Below are 20867 nucleotides of genomic sequence, written 5' to 3'. Positions count from 1 at the left end.
GCGGGATTGGCTATCGGGGGTGGCCAAAGGGCGGCGCTACAGTAGTGCCATTCCCACCCCATATCCTTTGGAGACAGCCATGCACAACCGTATCGAATGGGCCAAGCACGCCCCCGAAGCCTACAAAGCCATGGTCGGCCTGGAACAGGCCCTGGCCAAGAGCGGCCTGGAGAGTTCCCTGCTGGAGCTGGTGCGCCTGCGGGCATCGCAGATCAACGGCTGCGCCTACTGCGTGAACCTGCATGCCAACGATGCACGCAAGGCCGGCGAGACTGAGGCGCGCTTGCAGACGTTGAGCGTATGGCGTGAGACCACCTACTTCACCCCACGTGAACGTGCGGCACTGGCCTGGGTCGAGAGCCTGACCCGCTTGCCTGAGCATGGGGCGCCGCAGGGGGAATATGAAGCCTTGCAGGCACATTTCGAACCGGCCGAGGTGGCCAACCTGACCTTGGCGATTGCCACCATCAATGCCTGGAACCGGTTTGGTGTCGGGTTTGCCATGGTGCCGTCCTGATCATTAACCGGTAGCCCGCGAAGAGGCCACCACAGGTGACACATCAACGCCCAGTCAACCGCGCCCGATAGCTCCCGGGGCTCTGCCCGGTCCACTTCTTGAACGCACGGTGGAATGCACTGGGCTCCTGGAACCCCGCCTGCTCGGCGATTTCGGCGATGCTCAACACCCCTTCGCGCAAGCGCTCGAAGGCCATCGCCCGGCGTACTTCGTCTTTGATCTGCTGATACGAACGCCCCTCCCGGTCCAACTGCCTGCGGAAGGTACTGGCGCTGACCCCCTGCTGCTGCGCCAGCGCCGCCAATGTCGGCCACTGGCCATAACGCAGTGCGCGCAAACGCCGGTACACCTCGGCCACCAGCCCGTTCTGGTTACGAAAGCGAATCACCAGCCCCTGTGGCGCAGTGCGCAGAAAGGTTTTCAAGGCTGGCAGGTCCTGTACCACCGGCAACCGCAGGTAGGCACTGTCGAATTCCACCTCGGTACGGCCGCTGCCCAGGCGCAAGTCTGGCCCCCACAGCAGCAGGTCGTCCTCCTGGGCCGGGCGCGACACCGCCAGCTCGGTACGGTCGATGGCAATGCGCCGCCCGGCCAGCCAGCACAGCATGCCGATCATCAGCACCAAATAGGTTTCCTCGGCATACACCCGGGTCAGCGGGTCGGCGATGTTCGACTGCACGCTGATCAGCGCCCGCCCGCCACGGACCGTCAGGCTGCCACGCAGGTCGCGCAGAAACAGGCCGAAGCCGCCCATGCATTGGCGCAAGGCCTTTTCCAGGTTCGGTTCAAGTATCAAGCCCCGGCAGATCAGGGCGAAGCTGCCCAACGGCATGCCATGGCTATCGAGGCAGAAAAACTCGTCGTCCAGCCGTTGAATCATCGCCAGCCAAAGCTGGGCGAAGGCCCTGGCCGGCACGCGGGCCTGGGGCTGTTCCAGCAGCTGTGGGTCGATGCCCACGGCACGCAGCTGTGCATCACGCTCGGCGGGGTTGTCGCGCAGGGCATGGAGCATGGCGTTGAGAAAGTACACGGCGACCGAATCGCTATCGCGCATGGCGGTTTTCGCTGTCTATGCTGAGTGGCAAAAAGTGCCAGGTTGTTTGAACAGTTCCGGCATAGGCTGCAACAGAGCCTTTGCCTAGACTCGATCCCACTCCGGGACCGCCGGCCATTCTCGCAGAGCCTGGCCCGGTCCCGCCATGCCTTCGCAATCGGAGCCCCTATGAGCAACGCAGAAATCTACGTCGTCAGTGCCGTCCGTTCAGCCATTGGTGGCTTTGGCGGCTCCCTGAAGGACCTGCCGCTGGCCGACCTGGCCAGCACCATTACCCGTGCTGCCATCGAGCGTTCGGGCCTGGCCGCCGATCACGTTGGCCATCTGGTGATGGGCACGGTAATCCCCACTGAGCCGCGTGACGCCTACCTGGCCCGTGTGGCAGCAATGAACGCCGGCATCCCCAAGGAAACCCCGGCGTTCAACGTCAACCGCCTGTGCGGCTCGGGCCTGCAGGCCATCGTTTCGGCAGCCCAGGGGCTGTTGCTGGGGGACACCGACGTGGCCGTTGCAGCCGGTGCCGAATCCATGAGCCGTGGCCCATACCTGCTGCCACAGGCACGCTGGGGCGCGCGCATGGGTGACCTGCAAGGCATCGACTACACCGTCGGCGTGCTGCAGGACCCGTTCCAGCACTTCCACATGGGCATCACCGCCGAAAACGTCTCGGCCAAACACGGCATCACCCGCGAAATGCAGGACGAACTGGCCCTGACCAGCCAGCGCCGCGCCGCCCGCGCCATTGCCGAAGGCCGCTTCGACAGCCAGATCGTGCCGCTGGAGCTGAAAACCCGTAAAGGCAGCGTGCAGTTCAGTGTCGACGAGCATGTGCGTGGCGAAGTGACCGCTGAACAACTGGCCGGCATGAAGCCGGTGTTCAAGAAAGACGGCACCGTCACCGCCGGCAACGCCAGCGGCATCAACGACGGCGCCGCCAGCCTGGTGCTGGCGACGGGCGACGCCGTACGCCGCCTGGGCCTGAAGCCGCTGGCCCGCTTGGTGGGTTACGCCCACGCCGGTGTCGAACCTGAGCTGATGGGCCTGGGCCCGATCCCGGCCACCCGCAAGGTGCTGGAAAAGACCGGCCTGAAGGTGCAGGACCTGGACGTGATCGAGTCCAACGAAGCGTTCGCCGCCCAGGCCTGCGCCGTGGCCCGCGAGCTGGGCTTCGACCCGGAAAAGGTCAACCCCAACGGTTCGGGCATTTCCCTGGGCCACCCGGTGGGCGCCACGGGCGCGATCATCGCCACCAAAGCCATCCATGAACTGCAGCGCATCCAGGGCCGCTACGCGCTGGCCACCATGTGCATCGGTGGCGGCCAAGGCATTGCCGTGGTCTTCGAACGCGTCTGAGGGAGGCTGACACATGAGCATTGAACAAATCGCCGTGATCGGCGCCGGCACCATGGGCAACGGCATTGCCCAGGTGTGCGCAGTGGCCGGCTACCAGGTGCTGCTGGTGGACGTGTCCGACGCAGCACTGGAGCGTGGTGTGGCCACCTTGAGCAAAAACCTCGAGCGCCAGGTCAACAAAGGCACCCTGGATGCGGACAACGCCGCAGCCGCCAAAGCCCGCATTCGCACCAGCACCGACTATAGCCAGCTCAACGGTGCACAGCTGGTGATCGAGGCCGCGACCGAGAACCTGCAGCTCAAGCAACGCATCCTGCAGCAGGTGGCGGCCAACGTCGCTGCCGACTGCCTGATTGCCACCAACACCTCGTCGCTGTCGGTCACCCAGCTGGCTGCCAGCATCGATCACCCCGAGCGTTTCATTGGTGTGCATTTCTTCAACCCGGTGCCGATGATGGCGCTGGTGGAGATCATTCGCGGCCTGCAGACCAGCGACAGCACCTATGCCCAGGCGCTGGTGGTGACCGAAAAGGTCGGCAAGACACCGATCACCGCCGGCAACCGCCCGGGCTTCGTGGTCAACCGCATCCTGGTGCCGATGATCAACGAAGCGATCTTCGTGCGCCAGGAGGGTCTGGCCAGTGCCGAGGACATCGACACCGGCATGCGCCTGGGCTGCAACCAGCCCATCGGCCCACTGGCCCTGGCCGATCTGATTGGCCTGGACACGCTGCTGGCGATCATGGAGGCCTTCCATGAGGGCTTCAACGACAGCAAATACCGCCCTGCCCCGCTGCTCAAGGAAATGGTCGCGGCCGGTTGGCTGGGGCGCAAGAGCGGTCGCGGCTTCTTCACCTATTGAGGGCCCTGCGCCATGCCCCCGGTCAATGCCGCAATGCGCTGTGCCAATTTTGAAGAGCGACGTGACCGGGCCATGGCGCTGTTTGCCGAAAAGGGCTTTGGCCAGGTCAGCATGCGCGAGCTGGCGGCCCATGTGGGGCTGACCGCAGGCTCGCTGTACCATCACTTCCCGAGCAAGCAGGACTTGCTGTACGACCTGATCGAGGAGTTGTACGAGGAACTGCAGGCCACCCTGGACCAGGGCCGCCGGGCCATGGCGCGTGGGGCCTCGGCGTTGAGCTGCCTGATTGCGGCGCACTGGCAGTTGCATGCCGAGCGGCCCATGCAGTTTCGGCTGGCCGAGCGGGATTTGTGCTGCCTGAGTGACGAACAGCGGGCGCGTTTGGCGTTGTTGCGTTCGCGTTATGAAGCGGGGCTGCTGAGGCTGATTGCACCGCAGGCGAAGCTGCAAGGGGAAGCCCTGGTGGCGACGGCGCATGTGGTGGCGACGCTGCTTAACCAGTTGCCGGGGATGTTGAAGGCGCTGCCTGAGGAGCAGGGGCTGGGGTTGATGGAGAGTATGTTGGTAGGGGGTATTGAGCGAACCTTGCGGTAGCCTGTGCCGGCCTCTTCGCGGGCAAGCCCACTCCCACAGGACCTCCACTGTGCTTGAAATCTGTGGCGTACCTGTGGGAGCGGGCTTGCCCGCGAAAAAGCCAACTCAGTTATCGCAGGAGTGCCTGGATCTGCTCGTGCAAGGTATCCAGGTCAAACGGCTTGGCCAAGATCGGTGCCTTGCGAGTGATCGGGCTGCCCGATTCGAGAATCTCCGCCGGGTAGCCACTGATGAAGATCACCTTCAGGTCCGGCCGCAACTTCACCGCAGGCTCGGCAATCTCCACCCCGGAGATACCACCCGGCAGGCGGAAATCCGTCACCATCAGGTCCAGGTGCGGCTTGCTGGCCAGGATGGCAAACGCCTGCTCGCCATCTTCGGCCACCAGCACGTGATACCCCTCGCCCGCCAGGTAATCCCGCAGAATCATGCGAATCGCCGGTTCATCCTCGACGATCAGCACTACATCTTGTGCATCTTCACTCATGTTAACGCCTTGAAATGCTTACAGTTGGCCATCAGACCCCAGGCTCATGCAGAGGTTGCCCGCGCCTGGTCGTTTTGTTGTTCGTAGGTTGCCAACGGCAGTTGCAAGGTAAACGTAGCCCCCTTGCCCTCTTCACTGTCGACCCGGATGCACCCGCCATGGGCCTGCACGATCTGTTCCGATATAAACAACCCCAAGCCCAATCCGCCGCTGGCTTGCTGGGTGGCCACCCGCTCGAACTGCTGGAAAATGCGCTGCTGGTTGGCCGCACCAATGCCGATACCCTGGTCCTGCACTTGCACGCACGCCAGGCCGTCCTGTTCGAACACCCGCACCTGCACCGGCTTGCGCTCACCATATCGCAAAGCATTGGACAACAGGTTGACCACCACTTGTTCAATGCGAAATTCGTCCCACTCACCGTGCAGCGGTTCGCAACGTTGTAGCTCGATACGCGTGTCCAAAGCAGTGGCCTGGGCAGCGAAATTCTCCACCAGGCCACCTACCAGTTGGCTCAAGTCGAAGGTCTTGGGCCGTAGCGACAGCTTGCCGGTGCGGATACGCGACACATCGAGCATGTCTTCGATCAGGCGAATCAGGCTATTGATCTGCCGTTCATCGCGCTCGACCATCGCCTGCAGCTTCTCGCCACTGAACGCTGCAAGGTTGCCGCGTGCCAGGTGCATCTTGCGCAGCTGGGTTTCCAGGATCAACCCATTGAGCGGCGTGCGAACCTCGTGGGCGACGATCGACATGAAGTCATCCCGCATTCGCACGGCATGCTCCAGCTCGCCTCGCGCCGTCTGCAACTGGGCCAACAACAGTTCCTGCTCCTGGCGGCTGCGCTCCAGCGCCTGCAACTGGCGGTCGAGTACCTTGCGCTGGCGGTACACGTCGACGAACACCGACACCTTGCTCTTCACCGCCAGGGTATCGAGCGGCTTGTGCAGGAAGTCCACCGCCCCGCTTTCGTAGCCCTTGAAGGCATAGTTCATCTCACGCCCGGCTGCGGTGACGAAGACGATGGGAATGTTGCGGGTCTTTTCCGTGCCACGCATCAGCTCAGCCAGCTCGAAGCCGTTCATGCCTGGCATTTGCACATCGAGGATGGCCAGGGCGAACTCGTGTTCGAGCAGCAGCGACAATGCGGCCTCTGCAGACTGGGCTTGATGCACCTCGCGGCCTTCGCCCTGAATCAGGGCGTCGAGGGCCAGCAGGTTCTCCGGCAGATCGTCGACAATCAACAGTTTGGCGATGGTGTGGCTTAGCATGCGCTGGATTCCAGGGCGGCGAGCAACTGCTCGATGCCACTCAGAGAAAGTATATGGTCAGGCTGGTGCAGGGCCAGGGCGGCCTCAGGCATCAGCGCAACCTGTGCGTCACGGGGGTCCTGGACGATGGTCCGCCCCCCGCTGTTCTTGATGTAGGCAAGCCCTTCGGCGCCATCTTCATTGGCACCGGTAAGCAACACGCCAAGCAGGCCGTCACCGTAGGCGTCAGCCGCCGACATGAACAGGAAATCGATCGATGGCCGGGAAAAATGCCGCGGTGGCTCCTGGCTCAGCGACAGGGTGAAGTCGCGCTCCACCGACAAGTGGTAGCCAGGCCCTGCCACATACACCTGCCCGGGCTTCAGCGGTTGCTTGTCGCGAGCCTCGCACACCGGGCGCTGCAAACGCCGTTGCAGCACCTCGGCCAACTGGCTGTCGCGGTCATCCGGCAGGTGCAGCACGCACACCACCGGGATGCCGTAGCCGGCGGGCAACGCGCCGAGCACGGTGAACAACGCCGTCACGCCGCCCGCCGAGGCGCCGATCACCACCGCGCGTATGCCGTTCATGATTTGCGGTAGATCCGTTCAGGCTTGACCAGCGGCTCGAACCGGTCGCTGTAGGCCGAAAAGTCCACCGACTCCTTGCTGCCCAGCACCAGGAAGCCGCGGTGGCACAGGGATTCATGGAACAGGCCCAGGGCGCGGTCTTGCAGTTCCTTGTTGAAATAGATGAGCACGTTGCGGCACGACACCAGCTGGGTTTCGGAAAACACGCTGTCGGTGGCCAGGCTATGGTCGGCGAAGGTCACGTTGTCACGCAGGGTGCTGTCCATGATGGCGTTGCCGTAGGCCGACGTGTAGTACTCGGAAAAGTCCCTGCGCCCGCCCGCGATGCGGTAGTTTTCGGCGTACTCGCGCATGCTCTGCATCGAGTAGATACCCTGCTTGGCCTTGTCCAGCGAATGCGGGTTGATGTCGGTGGCGTAGATGATGGTGCGCTCCAACAGGCCTTCCTCGCGCAGCAGGATGGCCATGGAGTACACCTCCTCACCCGTGCTGCAGCCCGCAATCCACACCTTGATCGAAGGCCAGGTGCGCAGCAACGGCACCACTTCGTTGCGCAGCGCCAGGAAGTGCCCCGGGTCGCGGAACATTTCGCTAACCGGGATCGTCAGGTACTGCAGCAACTGCATGAACATGCCCGGGTCGTGCAGCACGCGCTCCTGCAGCGCCGACACGGTCAGGCAGTCGAACTGGCGCAGCGCGTGAAGGATCCGGCGCTTGATCGAAGCGCCGGAATAGTTGCGGAAATCGTAGCTGTACTTGAGGTAGATGGCCTCGATCAGCAAGCGGATCTCGATGTCGGTGTTACGTTCGCTAGTCAAATTCGCTCCAGTTGCGGCAGCCATACACGGATCAGCGAGAACAGGCGGTCCAGGTCGATCGGTTTGGCCAGGTAGTCATTGGCCCCGGCCTGCAGGCAACGCTGCTGGTCATCCTTCATGGCCTTGGCGGTCACGGCGATGATCGGCAGCTTGCGCCAGCGCGGTTGCTGGCGGATCAGGCGGGTGGCTTCGAAGCCGTCCATTTCCGGCATCATCACGTCCATCAGCACCAGGTCGATGTCGTCATGCTGCTCCAGGCGCTCGATGGCTTCACGCCCGTTGCGGCCGATTTCCACAATCGCGCCCTTGTGCTCCAGGGCACTGGTGAGGGCAAAAATGTTACGCACATCATCGTCCACCAGCAGTATCTTGCGGCCTTCGAACACCTTGTCGCGGCTGCGTGCGGTCTTGAGCATGCGCTGGCGTTCATTGGACAACTGCGACTCGACCTTGTGCAGGAACAGCGTGACTTCGTCCAGCAGGCGCTCCGGCGAGCGAGCGCCCTTGATGATGATCGAACGCGAATACTTGAGCAGGTCGGCTTCTTCTTCGCGGGTCAGGTTGCGACCGGTATACACGATCACCGGCGGGAAGGAACGGATATCTTCGGCGGTCATGCGCTTGAGCAGCTCGTTACCGAGCATGTCGGGCAACTTGAGGTCGATGATCATACAGTCGTAGATGTTCTCGCGCAGCAGTTCCAGGGCGTCCTGGGCCATGGCCACGGCCGTGATTTCGACGTCGTCGTCGCCAATCAGGCGGGCAATGCTTTCGCGCTGTAGGTCGTCGTCTTCCACCAGCAGGATGTGCTTGAGCTTCTGGGTCAGCTTGGCCTCCAGGCGGGCGAACACTTCTTTGAGCTCGTCGCGACTGGTGGGCTTGACCGCGTAGCCGACAGCGCCCATGTGCATGGCGGCCTCGACCCGGTCTTCGACAGAAATGATATGCACCGGGATGTGCCGGGTGCAGGCCTGCTCCTTGAGGCGCTGCAATACCGTCAGGCCCGAATGGTCGGGCAGGCGCATGTCCAGCAGGATCGCATCGGGGATGTACTGGGCGGCCAGCTCGAACCCTGCGTCGGCGCCCTGCGCCACCAGGCAGCTGTAACCCAGTTCATGGGCCAGGTCGAAGAGGATGCGGGCGAAGTTGGGTTCGTCTTCGATCACCAGGATGCAGCGGTTGCCGAACGGCGCGCCCTCACGGTCGTCGTCAAACGCCGGCAACGGGCGTTTTGGCGCTGCCGCCACCGGCACCTGAGGGGCAGGCGGCAGGGTGTCGACCGCCGGGCGCAGGCTGAGGGGCTCCACGCTGTGCCCCACGCTTTCGTAGTGCTCTGGCAGGATCAGGCTGAACACACTGCCTTTGCCAGGGCTGCTGTCAACGCTGATCTGCCCGCCCAGCAAATGCGCCAGGTCGCGCGAGATCGAAAGCCCCAGGCCGGTGCCACCGTAACGGCGGTTGCTGGTACCGTCGACCTGATGGAAGGCACCGAAAATGGCCTGCTGCTGGTCGGCGGCAATGCCGATGCCAGTATCGCGCACAGCGAAGACAATGCCAGTGCCAGCCTGGTAACCGATGTTCAGGCTCACCTGGCCACGCTCGGTGAACTTGATGGCATTGGACAGCAGGTTCTTGAGGATCTGCTCCAGGCGCTGGCGGTCGGTGAACAGGGTGGCGGGTACATTCGGTTCAGCGTTTACTTCGAAGGCCAGCCCCTTGTGCCCGGCCAGCGGTTCGAACATGCCGCGCAGGCCCTCAACCAGGCGTTCCACCTGGGTGCTTTCAGGGCGCACTTCGAGCTTGCCGGCCTCGACCTTGGCAATGTCGAGAATGTCGTTGATCAGGTTGAGCAGGTCATTGCCGGCCGAGTAGATCGAATCTGCGAACTTGACCTGTTCATCGCTCAGGTTGCCTTCGGCGTTTTCCGACAGCAGTTTGGCCAGGATCAGCGAGCTGTTCAGCGGCGTGCGCAGCTCGTGGGACATATTGGCCAGGAACTCGGACTTGTACTTGCTCGAGCGCTGCAGCTCGTCGGCGCGCGCCTGCAGTTCGTCCTGAGCCTGCATCAGCTCGTCGTTCTTCAGGTCCAGCGCCTCTGTGCGTTCGGACAACTGCTCGTTGGTCTGCTCCAGCTCCGCCTGCTGGATTTCAAGGTGGGCCTGAGACTCCTTGAGCACGCGGGATTGTTCTTCCAGCTCTTCGTTGGCGGTTTTCAGCTCTTCCTGCTGCACTTGCAGCTCTTCGTTCAGCTGTTGGGTTTCGGCCAGCACTTCCTGCAGGCGTTGGCGGTAGCGGGCACTTTCAATGGAAATGCCGAGGTTACCGCCCAGGCGTTCCATCATTTCGTGATCACGCGCCTCCAGGGGGCGCAGAAAGCCAAGCTCGACCACACCGTTGATATGGCCGCCATCAATCGCCGGCATCAGCAAGGCATTGCGTGGCAGGCCGCTGCCCAGGCCGGAACTCAAGCGGTAATAGTCTTCAGGCAGTTCCTCAAGGCAAAGCAGTCGGCCTTCACGTACGGCCTGAGCCAGCAGGCCGTCATGATCGCCTTTCACCTGTTCCCGGGCTTGCTCTTCAGCGTCCAGGCCATAGGTGGCCACACGCACCAGGCGCCCGTGTTCGTCACGCACATACACCGCCCCCACCACGCTGCCCAGGTAGCGGGCAAAGAAGCGTAGGATGTTGTCACCGAGCATGGGCAGGGTCAGTTGGCCCAGCACCTGTTCGGCCAGTTGGGTCTGGCCATTGCGCAGCCAGGCCTGGTGTTCCAGGCGCTCGGCTGCACGTTGCTGGGCCTTGAAGTTCTCTTCGTAGCTGTTCGACAACGCCAGCAGGTCGCGCCGCCCCAGATAAGCCAACAAGGCGCTGAGGCCGACGATGAACAGCAAAAAGGCTGAAATGGCGGTGACGGTAACGCTGCTGACCTTTTCGTTGCGTGCCATGCGCAGTTGCTGCTCGGTGCCGATCAGGCCATCGAATTCCTTACGGATCTCGTCGGTCAGGCGCTTGCCCCGACCATTGCCGATCGACCCCTGGTAATCGCCCTGGTTGCGGCGCAGGTTGATCATCTCACTGCCGAAGGTATTCCACGCTTGCTGCAGGGCAATCAGCCGATCAATGCGGTCGACCTGCTGCGGGTTGTCCTCGACCATGCCGCGCAGGCTCTGCAAGCTGGCCAGAATACGCGGCTTGGCCACCTCGTAGGGGTCGAGGAAACGCTCGTCTCCAGTGATCAGAAAGCCGCGCATGCCGGTTTCCATGTCGATCGACAGCTTGACCGTTTCGTTGGCATTACCGATCACCCGGTCGGTATGCTCAACCCACTGCATGGCCGACAGCAGGTAGTTGATCACCGCGACAAAGGCCACGGCACCCAGCAGGCCCACCCCCAGCGGGAGACCGATGTTGCGGCTCAACAGCTTGCGAAAGCTTCGTTGGTCCATCAAGGCTGATTGCATCATGTGAAAGGGCCCAAGCAAGAAAAGTCCATTGAAAAGCGTGGCTGATCAATCGTTATAGTTGTCTGCCACTGCGCCGTCCTGTTAAGCGAGTCTAACCAGCTTTGGCAGGTCTGGCAGGGCATTTAGCCAGTATTTGAAGGTGGCGTGCGCCAATCGTTCCATCTGATTGCATGGATCGGTATCCTCGGGAACTTCTGGTGCCGCCCGGTGCACAGATTAAAGACATTCATTGCACAGGACCCGTACCATGCACCTTCTGGTAGTCGAAGACGACGACATCGTTCGTATGCTGATGGTCGAAGTGCTCGATGAGTTGGGCTACGAAGTGATCGAGGCAGAAGACGCCGCAGCCGCCCTGCGGGTGCTCGAAGACGCGAGCCAGGCGCTGGCACTGATGATGACCGATGTGGGTTTGCCGGACATGCGTGGCGAAGAGCTCGCCGGCAAGGCGCGCGAATTGCGCCCTCTACTGCCTGTACTGTTCGCCAGCGGTTATGCAGACAGCCTCAATGTGCCCGAGGGCATGCACATGATCGGCAAGCCGTTCAGTATCGATCAGTTGCGGGACAAGGTGGTGGCCATCCTCGGCCCGGTTTGAGATAGGGTTGCCTGTACCGGCTTATTCGCGGGCACAGGCAATACACCTCACAACTACCTGCGCAACAGGTAGGTATCCATGATCCACCCCTTGCGCCGCCGTTCCCGCTCACGCACTTCCAGAATCTGCGCCTTCACCGCCTGTAACGGCCCAGCAATCAGCACTTCATCCTCGGTCCCCAGGTAAGCGCCCCAGTAGATGACCAACGCTGGATCATCCAGCTGGGCAAACGCGCACTGCCCGTCGAGCATCACCACCACGTTGTCGATTGGCCCCTGCCCGGTGAGGCGCCGCCCTGGTAGCACGGTCAGCGGCTCGCCAATGCGGTTGAGTGGCACCTGATGACGCGCAGCCAGCGCCTGCACACTGCTGATGCCAGGGACTATCTGCAGGCGTAGCGCCAGGCCACGTTCTCGGACCAGATCGAGTACGCGCAGGGTGCTGTCGTACAGGGTCGGCTCGCCCCACAGCAAAAAAGCGCCGGTTTCGCCGTCGTCAATTTCCTGTTCGATCAACTGCGCATACAGCGCAGCCCGCTGCCGGTGCCAGCCCTGTACCGCAGCCAGGTAATCGTCCGCCCGGGCATCGCGCAAAGGGTCGGCTACTTGTAGCAGGCGATAGCCGCCCTCGGGCCGGTAGCGCTGCAGAATGCCTTTGCGCAGACGCACCAGTTCATCCTTGTCGCTACCTTTTTCGAGCACGAAGAACACACTGGCTTTTCGCAACGCATCGACGGCCTCATAGGTAACCTGGCGCGGGTCACCCGGGCCGATGCCGATCAACAACAGGTTTTTCATTGCCCTGCCCTTTGCGGGAACCAGCCGCCATTGTCAGTTGGCAGCTGGTATTTGGCAAAGCGATCGCTTAGAACATCGAGAAGTTATAACTGACAATTACCCGTGTTTCGTCCATGTCACGCGCCCACTTCTCGTAGTTACTGCGGTAAGTGGAATTACGCAGGCGTACGCTGACATCCTTGAACGTGCCACTTTGCACCTGGTACTTGAACTCGGTGTCGCGTTCCCATTCCTTACCTTCGGCCGTGCTGCCCGGCACCTTGATGTTGTCGCCGTTGATGTAACGGGTGAAGAAGGTCAGGCCGGGCACGCCCAGCGCCTTGAAGTCATAGTCATAGCGTACTTGCCAGGAACGCTCCTGGGCGGCAGCGAAGTCGTTGACCTGGGCATAGTTGACCAGGTACGGGTTGCTGCCATCCAGGTACGGCATGGCGCTGTCGCCATACATGCGCTGCCAGCCGGCGCTGAGCTTGTGGCCACCCAGGCTGTAGCCGAGCATACCGCTGAAGGCGCGGTGGTCGATTGCGCCAGCGCGGGCATTGCCGATGTCGTCACTCTTGATCAGGCGCAGATCGGCCGACAGGCTGCCGACTGCCAGCGGCTGGCTGACCACCAGGCCGAGGAAGTGCTGGCGGTAGATGTTTTCCAGCTTGGCCACTTGGTACTGGGCGCTGAAGCGCTCGTTGAAACGGTAATCGACACCGGCCAGGTCGAAGTGGTCGGCTTCGATATCGCAGGCATAGCGCTTGTTCTTGCAGTGCACGCGAATGTCCTGGCGGTCGGTGGAATCCCGGGCGGTGTATTTGTTCAGGCGAGCCAGGGTGAACTTCAGGTCGTGCAGTTCTTCAGAGGTGAGCATGGCGCCATGGAACATGGTCGGCAGCAGGCGACCATCGTTGTACTTGAGCAACGGCATATCCGGCATCATCGAACCGTACTTGAGCACGGTGTTGGAGACCTTGACCTTTGCCGCCAGGCCCATCTTCGCGTACTGGTCGGCCGAGTGCCGTGGGTCGTGGCCGGAAGACGGCAGCAAACCACTGTTACTGTCGGCCGGGCTGGAATCCAGTTTGAAGCCGAACATGCCCAGTGCATCCACACCAAAACCTACCGGGCCTTGGGTATAACCCGACTGCACATTGAGGATGAAGCCTTGTGCCCACTCTTCGCGCTTGGACGCACCTTGGCTGGAACTGCTGTGGCCGTCACGAAAATCCCGGTTGAAATAGACATTGCGTGCTTCAAGCTTGGCACTGCTGTCTTCCAGAAAACCGGCGGCCTGGGCATTGACGCCGGCACACAACAGGAACAGGCCGGCAACACGGCGCCCGGGGGCGAGGGGGAAAGGGGCAAACATGCGAGGAAACATCCAGAATAAAAACGGGTTAACAACCTGTGGCACGCGTTGGTCACGGTACTGCGACAGGCCAGAACAATAGCCGACCATCATCTGAAATGATCGCGCAAAGGCTCTGGCACGGGCCATTGGACCATGGTCTAAGCGTCCCGGCAGGTCGCCGCAGAAAACCGGCGAAATAACGCGCGCAAAACTAGGAAAGTTCCCAAATTACTTACAAAAAGTTAGCAGTTTACCCAGTACCCATGAATGACTACACTCGATATCAGCGAACAGCAGAACCCACCCGCGTGGCCGGCGTTTTCATTCTTCCTCAATGTTCGTCACGCCCTCCCACGACCGACGTACAGGAGTGATTACAGTGTCCAGACTTGCAGAGTTTCGTGCTGCCGAAAAAGCGCTCCAGGAACAGATGGCGCAACTGGAAGCGTTGAAAAAGGATGCCGGCCTAAAACGCGAAATCGAATTCGAGCAGAAACTAGTCGGCCTGATGAAAAGCTATGATAAGAGCCTGCGCGATATCATCGCCATCCTCGACCCGAAAGCCGTGACCCGGGTATCTGGCGCCGCGCCCAAGCAACAGCGCCGCCCACGCGTGGTGAAGGTGTATCAAAACCCGCACACCGGCGAGCGAATCGAGACCAAAGGCGGCAACCACCGCGGGCTCAAGGCCTGGAAAGAACAGTACGGCGCCGCGACGGTAGACAGCTGGGTACGCTGATGAAACGTCCACGCGCACTTCACACTTTTTTCACAAGGACTGGCTCAGTATCGAGACAGCTAAAGGACTAGCGACCCCATCACGCGCCCGCACATGCGGGCCTCTAATTCCAGCGCCCTGCCTTGTGCAGGGCGCTTTCATTTGCGCTATCGGCGCACTGCCGTATCATGGCCAGCCTGTCCGTTTTGCCGGCGCCCTTGCCCCGGCCCCGTCTCAGGAGTTCCCATGAGCCTGCACGATCTGCAAACCCTGCCTGGCGTCACCGCCCAGCCAGACACCGCCACCGCCCAGTTCGTCTTCAACCACACCATGCTGCGGGTCAAGGACATCGAGAAATCGCTGGACTTCTACACCCGCGTGCTGGGCTTTCGCCTGGTGGACAAGCGCGACTTCCCCGAAGCCGCTTTCAGCCTGTACTTCCTGGCCCTGGTCGACCCGGCGCAGATCCCTGCCGATGACGCCGCACGCCATCAGTGGATGAAGTCGATCCCTGGCGTACTGGAGCTGACCCACAACCACGGCACCGAAAACGATGCCGGGTTTACCTACCACAACGGCAACACCGACCCGCGCGGGTTTGGCCACATCTGCATTTCGGTGCCGGACGTGCGCGCCGCCTGTGCACGCTTCGAAGCGCTGGACGTACCGTTCCAGAAACGCCTGCAGGACGGGCGCATGAACTACCTGGCCTTCGTCAAGGACCCGGACGGTTACTGGGTGGAAGTGATCCAGCCAACCGAACTCGAAGGCTAAGCGTTCATCGCCGTGCGCTCGTCGGGCCGGGAACTCCCGGCCCCTTGCTGTGGTATATGAAGGTAACTGCTTCACATGCCACAGCGAGGTAAGGACGATGCAATCTCTTCACTGTGAATACCGCAAGCACACCATCACCGCCAGCGTGATGCCCCACCCCGACTCTCCCCTGCCCTATGCCGCCGGCTGCCTGATCACCGCCCCTGACGGGCATACCAGCAGGCGCATGTCGATGCCAATGAAGTTTTTCTCGGACCTTGAGAATGCGCAGCATGTGTCGCTGGCTCACGGCCGGGCCCTGGTTGACCAGCAGCTGGATGAGGGGCACAAGGTGTTTTGATCCCTTGATTGCCTGTACTGGCCTCTTCGCCGGCAAGCCCGCTCCCACAGGGAAATCACACAACCTGAAATGTGTGCAGTACCTGTGGGAGCGGGCTTGCCGGCGAAGAGACCAATACAGGAGTCACTAGATATCCCGGGCGTGCGACACCGCCGCATCCACCTGCGACCGCGTTGGCCTTACCCCGGTGTACAGCACAAACTGTTCCAGCGCCTGCAAGGCAATCACCTCCAGCCCCGTGATGACCGGCTTGCCCAACGCCTGCGCCCGGCGGATCAGCGGGGTTTGCGCCGGCATCGCCACCACATCGAACACCCGCTCCGCCGCTGCAATGGCAAGCTCGGAAAACGCCAGTTCTTCGGCCTCCGGTCCACCCGCCATCCCGATTGGCGTCACGTTCACCAGCATCGGCGGGCAGATATCGCCCAGGTCCGGTACCCAGCGATAGCCACAAGTATCCGCCAGCTGGCGCCCGGCTTGCTCGTTGCGCGCAACGATCAAGCCCTCGGCAAAGCCGGCATCGCGCAAGGCACTGGCCACGGCCTTGGCCATGCCACCACTGCCGCGCAGGGCAAAGGCAGTGCCCGGGTCGACCTTATGCTGTGCCAGCAACTGGCGGACAGCCAGGTAGTCAGTGTTGTAGGCCTTCAGGTGCCCCTCGGTGTTGACCAGGGTATTCACCGATTCAATGGCCGCAGCCGACGGGTCGATTTCGTCGACCAGGGCCATGCAGGCCTCCTTGTACGGCATCGACACGCCACACCCGCGGATCCCCAATGCGCGGATACCTGCCACGGCGGCTGGCAGGTCATCCGTGCGCATGGCCTTGTAATAGAAGTCCAGGCCCAACTGCTGGTACAGGTGGTTGTGAAAACGCACGCCGAAGGTGCCGGGGCGCCCGGCCAGGGAGATGCACAGTACAGTGTCCTTGCTTGGAGTTGTCGACATAACCTGCTCCTTTTTCATAGCTGAAACGTTTTTTCAGCGTATCAGAGGCAACCACTCGTCGTCCCTTACATAACCTTTACCGTTTCCCTGTGCTCAGCTGACGAAGACCGGAGTCATAGTAGTAAGGCCCCGAACGAGGGGTTTCCCTGCGAGGTTGCGTTATGAACCGTCTCATTCCCGGAGTTGCCTTGCTGATTGGTGCCTTGGCCGTCAGCGGGCCTGCTGCTGCGCATGGCGGCCATGGCGGCGGCGGTTGGTATGGGCCGGGCCCGCTGTTGGGCGCGGCGGTGGTCGGCGCGGTGGTCGGGGCAACGGTGTATGGCGGACGTGACCGCACCGTGTATGTCGAACGCCAGCCGGTCTATTACGGCCCGCCGCCAGTCTATGTGCAACCACCACCGCAGCCGGTGTATTACCAGCCGTACTACGCACCAGCACCACCGCCCCCGGGCTACCGCACCTACTACGGCCCGCCGCCGGTGTATTACGGCCCGCCGCGCTGGTAAGGGTTGATAGAACTAATGACCACTATTGAGCACGTTGATTTCAAACCGCCCCGGCGGCTGCGTATGGTAGTGCCATGTCTTGCAGGAGGTCCCCATGGCCACTATCCATATCATGTCCGTCGTTGGCAGCGCCGTCCCCGCCTCACTGCGTGAGCAGGGCCAGCTGGCTTGCTGGTACCTGGTACGCAACGGTGAAGCCGTGAGCGGCCCGATGCCGACACTGGCCTCGGCCCAGGCACTGGTTGCACAGTTGCAACCCGGCACCTTGGTTGCCTGACCCGAATTTGTTGTGCGTTGCTCCCTACGCCCTTATGGCCCACCAAGATGGTGGGCTTTTTTTTGCCTGGGCCGCCTCAGCGTTGCGAGCTACGGCTCAGCTGGCTGCTCAGCACCATGATCTTGCCCTGAAGCCGCCCTACCGTCAGCACCAGCTCGTTGCGCTCCCTGGCCAGCTGGTCCGCTTTGGTTTCTGCCTCTCGGCGGGCATCGCGCTCGATGTCCAGCAGCTCGGTCAGGCGGCGGATAACTGCAACATCCGCGCTGTCCATCGCACGTTCGGCCGCATCCCTGGACAACCACTTGCGCAGCCACAGAAACGCACCTAGCAACACCGTGCCCGTACCGCTCAGCCAAGTGACTGTGCCTGGGCCGAGGTCGGTCGGATCCATGTGAACCTCATTACCAATGATGAAGTGATGAGCCCTGGAGAAAAGTGTCTCGCTGGCTTTCCTTGTTTGCCGCTTTAATTTAGCCTACAGCTAATTTCATCACAAGAGGCAATTTAGCCGTGCGCACATTTAGCAGCAAGCTAAAGACTGGCATGCTTTGCCCTATGGACATCTACGACATTCGCAAGCACAACCTGGTCAAATTGATCGGCAGCCAGAGGAAGGGATCCTGCGCAGAACGCTGGGGGATGGCGCCTGCACACCTGAGCCAGATCCTTTCTGACAAGACCGCAAAAAACCTGGGCGATGACGTAGCCCGCCGAATCGAGGGCATCGAAGGCCTGCCACGCGGGTGGTTCGACGCACTGTCGACAGGTGACCCGGTGCAGCTGCCAGTCGAAATTGTCGACGGCAAACTTTCTGCGGCCGACCTGGTCAAGCAGATGCTTGCCAGAAGTGGCAAAGGCATCCCCGAAGAAACTCGGCAGCGGTTGCTGGCCGCAGCTGAAGAGCCGCTGGACGCCACACGGGGGAAGGCCGAGCTTGTTCGCCCTGGCCTGGTGGGTGATGAAGTATGGATTGCCCACTACGACGTGCGGGCCGCCATGGGCGGTGGCCAGATCCCCCACGATTACCCGGAAATGTTCAAGGACGTTCGCGTCAGCCCTAGCCATCTTCGCGAGCTGGGCGTGGAATTCACTGAACACCACCACCTCAAGATGGTGACCGGCTGGGGCCAGTCAATGGAACCGACCATCAGGCACCGTGACCCGCTGATCGTGGATGTGAGCATCCGGGATTTCGTGGGCGACGGGATCTATTTCTTTTCCTGGGGCGATCACATCTACATCAAGCGGCTGCAAATCGCTGATGAGGACCACTTCGAGATGATCTCCGACAACTCACGGCACAAGGACCGCATGATCCGCCGCGAAGAAACCTACATCCAGGCCCGGGTGCTGCTGGTGTGGAATGCACACCTGGTTTAACGCCGAAGCCCGCCACCCAGGCGGGCTTTTCATGATGCTCAGAATGGCGCCTGCGCTTCCACCTCCTCCGCCTTGCTGTCCTGCTCAACGATGAAGTCGTCGCGCTCCTCCACACTGCTGCGCGCCCAACGTACGGTAACGCTCTCGTCATCGTTGAACGTAAGGTCCAACTCGGACGTTTCGGACAACAGGCCCATCACCTCCTCCCACTCCGCATCACCGTCGGTATTCAGGCGATGCACCACCACCCAGCGCTGGGTCTGCGCGACCGGGTGGTTGATCATGGACGACACCCGCAGGCTAAGACGCTCGATTCCGGTCATTGCCTGACGCTGCCGGGAAGTTGACTGCATGTGCATAGGCCTATTCTCACTCTGAAATCTGTATATTTGTACAGTTGTTTAGAAAAGCTTATCTCACCGCAAAATCCAGCGTAAAGCCCCCACCGCTGAAAATTTTCGCCATTGGGTAATTTTGCGCAAAGCGAAATTTATTTAGCCTTACGCTATTGACTAAAATTTAGCTTGTGGCTAATTTTTATCCCGCAGCCGCAAACACGTCCGCCAGAGCCCCCAGCCAATCCTAGCTTTGCGTCAGGAGTTCTCATGACCGTAGACATCAGCAAGCTCATCATCGCTACGCCGGTAGCCGTATCCTCGTCCAACCCCGTTGCACTCGAACTCAACGGTGCTGAAGCAATTGCCAGTTACCCGAGCATCGTCAAGGTGCTCAGCGATGGTTCGATCCAGTTCTCAGCCCCCACCAAAGGCGCCTCAAGCAAAAGCACCCACAGGACCCGCTGCGAGTGGACGGAAACCGAGGAGTGGACACTGGCCAGCGCCCAGGATCACTGGAACTACCAAACCATGACGCTGACCAAGGTCAACGCTGCACAGAAGGTGGTCATCGCCCAGATGCACGTGCGCGGGGACGATAGCCCGCCAGTGAAGGTGTTCTGGAACAAGGGCAACATCACGCTGGGGTTTCGGCGCACCTACAACCAGGCCGACCCGGTGAACTCGACACTGCTGAAAGGCGTGCCGCTGGGAGGCAGGTTCATCGTCAGCATCCACACCACGTCTGCCGGCGTGGTCAACGTAACGGCCAAATACAACGGTGTTTCCGGCTCGTCAGGCAATTTGCAACTCGACAGTACCTGGGCGCCACGCGTGTTCGAGTTTCACGGCGGCATCTACAACCAGGTTGACTACACCGATACAACACCGGCCGATGACGGCTCGGTCTGCATCATCAGCGAACTGTCACTGATCCACCGCTGATCGATGCAAGCCCTAAAGGCATCTCGGCGCCCTGCCCGTCACGGGTTGCGCCGGGTCGCCGTGACACGCCACGCCAGTGATTAGTCTCGATGAGTCATATTGTTGCCTTCCCGCTCCCAGACTAATAATTAACTGTCTGCCTGGGGAGGCGCGAAACATGCAATCACGATTCGTCATTATCCCTGCCGTGCCAGTGGAAGGTGACTCTTTCCGCATCGGTAACCGGTTCTATGCCGCTACCACTTCGGGCGGCTTCGACATCTACGACAACCAGGAAAAACAGCGGCTCAAACGGGGCTATATCAACAAGTCCGAAGCGGCGGCAGCGTGCACGTTGATGAACGCCGAATCACGCAACCCAAAAGAGCTGTTTCCCATCCTGCGTACCGACTGATTTGTTATCCGACCTGATCATGGCCGCGCCCAGCGGCCAGCGCGGCCGTGCGCCTGAAATCAGGCTCTGCTCCGCTACAGGATTAAATTTCCTTCACCTTGCGCCCTTTAGTCATAAGGCATTCGACAGCGTTTGGGCCATACTCCACAGATGTTTTTTGGGGTTTGGCGAGTTTTCGAAAGTGAGGAAAGCCCGTATTTACGGGCCTTCCAGCCCATACCACCACACTGCATCCCACTGGAAAACACAGCCATTGGTACAAAAATTGGTACGAGCTGGCTGTACGCACATACAGCGGTTTCCGTCACCAATCCTCATCCCTTGCCGCCAACATCACCATGCAGTTTTTTTGGGGGGGGTTGGCGGTGGCAAGGGGTTGATTTCATTGGGTTAAATACCCCTCCATGCCCCCTCATTTCCCCATCAGTGGTATCAAAATTGGTATCGCTCGCCTCAGACCACCAGCTCATCGCCTTCACGCCCTGAAGTCCAAAAGCCTCTTCCGGCAACAGAGCACGATCCGCAGA

25 protein-coding genes are annotated in these 20867 nt (G+C 61.1%); 13 read left to right on the top strand and 12 right to left on the bottom strand.

The genetic code is table 11. From position 1 onward, the window contains the following. Positions 1 to 79: 79 nt before the first annotated feature. Positions 80 to 517 carry a carboxymuconolactone decarboxylase family protein gene (locus ACF8MI_RS25295; protein WP_060499277.1) on the top strand — a complete coding sequence of 146 codons (438 nt, stop codon included), beginning with the start codon at positions 80 to 82 and terminating at the stop codon, positions 515 to 517. 43 nt (positions 518 to 560) lie between these two features. Here the strand turns inward: ACF8MI_RS25295 and ACF8MI_RS25290 are convergent, their stop codons facing one another. Then, on the bottom strand, positions 561 to 1571 hold the full coding sequence (locus tag ACF8MI_RS25290; protein ID WP_060499278.1) for an AraC family transcriptional regulator: 1011 nt from the start codon (positions 1569 to 1571) through the stop codon (positions 561 to 563). Positions 1572 to 1739: 168 nt separating this feature from the next. Between ACF8MI_RS25290 and ACF8MI_RS25285 the strand changes: the two genes are divergently transcribed. Genes ACF8MI_RS25285 through ACF8MI_RS25275 form a run of 3 tightly spaced genes read left to right on the top strand, consistent with a single transcriptional unit; the run spans position 1740 to position 4380 of the window. Then, complete coding sequence (locus ACF8MI_RS25285) at positions 1740 to 2924, top strand: acetyl-CoA C-acyltransferase family protein (RefSeq protein WP_060499279.1); 1185 nt, start codon at positions 1740 to 1742, stop codon at positions 2922 to 2924. Positions 2925 to 2937: 13 nt separating this feature from the next. Further along, a complete protein-coding gene (locus ACF8MI_RS25280) occupies positions 2938 to 3786 on the top strand; it encodes a 3-hydroxybutyryl-CoA dehydrogenase (RefSeq protein WP_060499280.1) in 849 nt (282 codons plus the stop codon). Positions 3787 to 3798: 12 nt separating this feature from the next. After that, on the top strand, positions 3799 to 4380 hold the full coding sequence (locus ACF8MI_RS25275; protein WP_104835068.1) for a TetR/AcrR family transcriptional regulator: 582 nt from the start codon (positions 3799 to 3801) through the stop codon (positions 4378 to 4380). A 109-nt stretch (positions 4381 to 4489) separates the two neighbouring features. Here ACF8MI_RS25275 and ACF8MI_RS25270 read toward each other — a convergent pair whose 3' ends face one another. The 5 genes from ACF8MI_RS25270 to ACF8MI_RS25250 are packed head-to-tail and all read right to left on the bottom strand — an operon-like array spanning position 4490 to position 10989. After that, positions 4490 to 4867, bottom strand: a complete 378-nt coding sequence (locus tag ACF8MI_RS25270; protein ID WP_060499282.1) for a response regulator — start codon at positions 4865 to 4867, stop codon at positions 4490 to 4492. Positions 4868 to 4911: 44 nt separating this feature from the next. Continuing rightward, on the bottom strand, positions 4912 to 6138 hold the full coding sequence (locus ACF8MI_RS25265) for a hybrid sensor histidine kinase/response regulator (protein ID WP_060499283.1): 1227 nt from the start codon (positions 6136 to 6138) through the stop codon (positions 4912 to 4914). Beyond that, a complete protein-coding gene (locus ACF8MI_RS25260) occupies positions 6132 to 6707 on the bottom strand; it encodes a chemotaxis protein CheB (protein WP_104835070.1) in 576 nt (191 codons plus the stop codon). The genes ACF8MI_RS25265 and ACF8MI_RS25260 overlap by 7 nt, the downstream gene beginning before the upstream one ends. Further along, positions 6704 to 7525 carry a protein-glutamate O-methyltransferase CheR gene (locus ACF8MI_RS25255; protein WP_019099468.1) on the bottom strand — a complete coding sequence of 274 codons (822 nt, stop codon included), beginning with the start codon at positions 7523 to 7525 and terminating at the stop codon, positions 6704 to 6706. Before ACF8MI_RS25255 ends, ACF8MI_RS25260 begins: the two co-directional genes overlap by 4 nt. Beyond that, a complete protein-coding gene (locus tag ACF8MI_RS25250) occupies positions 7522 to 10989 on the bottom strand; it encodes a response regulator (protein ID WP_200928544.1) in 3468 nt (1155 codons plus the stop codon). The genes ACF8MI_RS25255 and ACF8MI_RS25250 overlap by 4 nt, the downstream gene beginning before the upstream one ends. Before the next feature lie 247 nt (positions 10990 to 11236). Here ACF8MI_RS25250 and ACF8MI_RS25245 point away from each other — a divergent pair, with 247 nt between their 5' ends. After that, positions 11237 to 11587, top strand: coding sequence for a response regulator (locus ACF8MI_RS25245; protein WP_060499286.1), 351 nt, complete (start codon positions 11237 to 11239; stop codon positions 11585 to 11587). Positions 11588 to 11640: 53 nt separating this feature from the next. Here ACF8MI_RS25245 and cobF read toward each other — a convergent pair whose 3' ends face one another. Continuing rightward, positions 11641 to 12384, bottom strand: a complete 744-nt coding sequence (cobF, locus tag ACF8MI_RS25240) for a precorrin-6A synthase (deacetylating) (RefSeq protein WP_060499287.1) — start codon at positions 12382 to 12384, stop codon at positions 11641 to 11643. 67 nt (positions 12385 to 12451) lie between these two features. Next, entirely contained in the window at positions 12452 to 13741 is a 1290-nt protein-coding gene (locus ACF8MI_RS25235; RefSeq protein WP_060499288.1) for an OprD family porin, read from the bottom strand. Between the two features lie 361 nt (positions 13742 to 14102). Between ACF8MI_RS25235 and ACF8MI_RS25230 the strand changes: the two genes are divergently transcribed. The 3 genes from ACF8MI_RS25230 (at position 14103) to ACF8MI_RS25220 (ending at position 15555) form a co-directional block, all read left to right on the top strand. Then, entirely contained in the window at positions 14103 to 14462 is a 360-nt protein-coding gene (locus ACF8MI_RS25230; RefSeq protein ID WP_060499289.1) for a histone-like nucleoid-structuring protein, MvaT/MvaU family, read from the top strand. Positions 14463 to 14687: 225 nt separating this feature from the next. Further along, positions 14688 to 15215: a lactoylglutathione lyase gene (gene gloA, locus ACF8MI_RS25225; RefSeq protein ID WP_060499290.1), complete on the top strand. Its 528-nt coding sequence runs from the start codon at positions 14688 to 14690 to the stop codon at positions 15213 to 15215. 97 nt (positions 15216 to 15312) lie between these two features. Next, positions 15313 to 15555 (top strand): hypothetical protein, encoded by a 243-nt coding sequence (locus ACF8MI_RS25220; RefSeq protein WP_019099472.1) that lies wholly within the window; start codon positions 15313 to 15315, stop codon positions 15553 to 15555. Positions 15556 to 15681: 126 nt separating this feature from the next. Here ACF8MI_RS25220 and ACF8MI_RS25215 read toward each other — a convergent pair whose 3' ends face one another. Continuing rightward, positions 15682 to 16503, bottom strand: a complete 822-nt coding sequence (locus ACF8MI_RS25215; RefSeq protein WP_200928545.1) for a shikimate 5-dehydrogenase — start codon at positions 16501 to 16503, stop codon at positions 15682 to 15684. A gap of 161 nt (positions 16504 to 16664) precedes the next feature. On the opposite strand from ACF8MI_RS25215, the gene ACF8MI_RS25210 reads away from it, so the two are divergent. Beyond that, positions 16665 to 17009 (top strand): hypothetical protein, encoded by a 345-nt coding sequence (locus ACF8MI_RS25210; RefSeq protein WP_060499298.1) that lies wholly within the window; start codon positions 16665 to 16667, stop codon positions 17007 to 17009. 94 nt (positions 17010 to 17103) lie between these two features. After that, a complete protein-coding gene (locus ACF8MI_RS25205) occupies positions 17104 to 17286 on the top strand; it encodes a hypothetical protein (RefSeq protein ID WP_392518044.1) in 183 nt (60 codons plus the stop codon). A gap of 76 nt (positions 17287 to 17362) precedes the next feature. On the opposite strand, the gene ACF8MI_RS25200 is transcribed toward ACF8MI_RS25205, so the two are convergent. After that, entirely contained in the window at positions 17363 to 17677 is a 315-nt protein-coding gene (locus tag ACF8MI_RS25200) for a hypothetical protein (RefSeq protein ID WP_060499300.1), read from the bottom strand. Positions 17678 to 17841: 164 nt separating this feature from the next. Here ACF8MI_RS25200 and ACF8MI_RS25195 point away from each other — a divergent pair, with 164 nt between their 5' ends. Beyond that, positions 17842 to 18666, top strand: coding sequence for a S24 family peptidase (locus tag ACF8MI_RS25195; RefSeq protein ID WP_060499301.1), 825 nt, complete (start codon positions 17842 to 17844; stop codon positions 18664 to 18666). 38 nt (positions 18667 to 18704) lie between these two features. Here the strand turns inward: ACF8MI_RS25195 and ACF8MI_RS25190 are convergent, their stop codons facing one another. Then, positions 18705 to 19025 carry a DUF1654 domain-containing protein gene (locus ACF8MI_RS25190; protein WP_156866796.1) on the bottom strand — a complete coding sequence of 107 codons (321 nt, stop codon included), beginning with the start codon at positions 19023 to 19025 and terminating at the stop codon, positions 18705 to 18707. 246 nt (positions 19026 to 19271) lie between these two features. Between ACF8MI_RS25190 and ACF8MI_RS25185 the strand changes: the two genes are divergently transcribed. Continuing rightward, on the top strand, positions 19272 to 19946 hold the full coding sequence (locus tag ACF8MI_RS25185) for a polysaccharide lyase family 7 protein (RefSeq protein WP_156866797.1): 675 nt from the start codon (positions 19272 to 19274) through the stop codon (positions 19944 to 19946). A 157-nt stretch (positions 19947 to 20103) separates the two neighbouring features. Next, positions 20104 to 20340, top strand: coding sequence for an Arm DNA-binding domain-containing protein (locus ACF8MI_RS25180; RefSeq protein ID WP_060499304.1), 237 nt, complete (start codon positions 20104 to 20106; stop codon positions 20338 to 20340). Between the two features lie 314 nt (positions 20341 to 20654). Here the strand turns inward: ACF8MI_RS25180 and ACF8MI_RS25175 are convergent. Continuing rightward, positions 20655 to 20867: hypothetical protein (locus ACF8MI_RS25175; protein WP_392518040.1), on the bottom strand; the 213-nt coding region annotated here is incomplete at its 5' end.

It is taken from the genome of Pseudomonas sp. yb_9 (genome assembly GCF_043103635.1).
GTDB classification, from domain to species: domain Bacteria; phylum Pseudomonadota; class Gammaproteobacteria; order Pseudomonadales; family Pseudomonadaceae; genus Aquipseudomonas; species Aquipseudomonas monteilii.
Note: the sequence above shows the minus strand (reverse complement) of the source record. Positions and strands in the feature narration are given on the sequence as shown.

Coding starts and splice junctions, on each gene's coding strand:
- ACF8MI_RS25295 (WP_060499277.1), top strand. CDS start 80: ATGCACAACCGTATCGAATGGGCCAAGCACGCCCCCGAAGCCTACAAA.
- ACF8MI_RS25290 (WP_060499278.1), bottom strand. CDS start 1,571: ATGCGCGATAGCGATTCGGTCGCCGTGTACTTTCTCAACGCCATGCTC.
- ACF8MI_RS25285 (WP_060499279.1), top strand. CDS start 1,740: ATGAGCAACGCAGAAATCTACGTCGTCAGTGCCGTCCGTTCAGCCATT.
- ACF8MI_RS25280 (WP_060499280.1), top strand. CDS start 2,938: ATGAGCATTGAACAAATCGCCGTGATCGGCGCCGGCACCATGGGCAAC.
- ACF8MI_RS25275 (WP_104835068.1), top strand. CDS start 3,799: ATGCCCCCGGTCAATGCCGCAATGCGCTGTGCCAATTTTGAAGAGCGA.
- ACF8MI_RS25270 (WP_060499282.1), bottom strand. CDS start 4,867: ATGAGTGAAGATGCACAAGATGTAGTGCTGATCGTCGAGGATGAACCG.
- ACF8MI_RS25265 (WP_060499283.1), bottom strand. CDS start 6,138: ATGCTAAGCCACACCATCGCCAAACTGTTGATTGTCGACGATCTGCCG.
- ACF8MI_RS25260 (WP_104835070.1), bottom strand. CDS start 6,707: ATGAACGGCATACGCGCGGTGGTGATCGGCGCCTCGGCGGGCGGCGTG.
- ACF8MI_RS25250 (WP_200928544.1), bottom strand. CDS start 10,989: ATGATGCAATCAGCCTTGATGGACCAACGAAGCTTTCGCAAGCTGTTG.
- ACF8MI_RS25245 (WP_060499286.1), top strand. CDS start 11,237: ATGCACCTTCTGGTAGTCGAAGACGACGACATCGTTCGTATGCTGATG.
- cobF (WP_060499287.1), bottom strand. CDS start 12,384: ATGAAAAACCTGTTGTTGATCGGCATCGGCCCGGGTGACCCGCGCCAG.
- ACF8MI_RS25235 (WP_060499288.1), bottom strand. CDS start 13,741: ATGTTTGCCCCTTTCCCCCTCGCCCCCGGGCGCCGTGTTGCCGGCCTG.
- gloA (WP_060499290.1), top strand. CDS start 14,688: ATGAGCCTGCACGATCTGCAAACCCTGCCTGGCGTCACCGCCCAGCCA.
- ACF8MI_RS25220 (WP_019099472.1), top strand. CDS start 15,313: ATGCAATCTCTTCACTGTGAATACCGCAAGCACACCATCACCGCCAGC.
- ACF8MI_RS25215 (WP_200928545.1), bottom strand. CDS start 16,503: ATGTCGACAACTCCAAGCAAGGACACTGTACTGTGCATCTCCCTGGCC.
- ACF8MI_RS25210 (WP_060499298.1), top strand. CDS start 16,665: ATGAACCGTCTCATTCCCGGAGTTGCCTTGCTGATTGGTGCCTTGGCC.
- ACF8MI_RS25205 (WP_392518044.1), top strand. CDS start 17,104: ATGGCCACTATCCATATCATGTCCGTCGTTGGCAGCGCCGTCCCCGCC.
- ACF8MI_RS25200 (WP_060499300.1), bottom strand. CDS start 17,677: ATGGATCCGACCGACCTCGGCCCAGGCACAGTCACTTGGCTGAGCGGT.
- ACF8MI_RS25195 (WP_060499301.1), top strand. CDS start 17,842: ATGGACATCTACGACATTCGCAAGCACAACCTGGTCAAATTGATCGGC.
- ACF8MI_RS25190 (WP_156866796.1), bottom strand. CDS start 19,025: ATGCACATGCAGTCAACTTCCCGGCAGCGTCAGGCAATGACCGGAATC.
- ACF8MI_RS25185 (WP_156866797.1), top strand. CDS start 19,272: ATGACCGTAGACATCAGCAAGCTCATCATCGCTACGCCGGTAGCCGTA.
- ACF8MI_RS25180 (WP_060499304.1), top strand. CDS start 20,104: ATGCAATCACGATTCGTCATTATCCCTGCCGTGCCAGTGGAAGGTGAC.